This window comes from Flavobacterium sp. RSSB_23 (genome assembly GCF_051547145.1).
Classification (GTDB): Bacteria; Bacteroidota; Bacteroidia; order Flavobacteriales; family Flavobacteriaceae; genus Flavobacterium.
On record NZ_JBPTTO010000074.1, the window covers coordinates 1 to 239 of the forward strand.

General features: G+C 43.1%; 1 pseudogene. It reads right to left on the reverse strand.

From position 1 onward, the window contains the following. A pseudogene (locus tag ACSVH9_RS16435) lies at positions 1-239 on the reverse strand (hypothetical protein); the annotation flags it as partial.

Here is a 239-nt window from a genome sequence, read left to right on the forward strand (position 1 = left end):
GTAGCTACTGCTGTATCACAATTCGATGGGGTTGCGCCTACTTCACATAATTCATACGTAATAGTATACGTGCCACTTGCTGTGTTTGGTGCAACGGTTAAATTCCCTTCAGCATCAATACGTAATGGACCAGAAGTTACTGGTGTAACATCAGTATTGGTTGTCGTTACTGCTGCGCCGTTTAGTGTATCATTTGATAATACATTGCCGCCTGTTGAAGCAATAGTGTCGTCATTGGC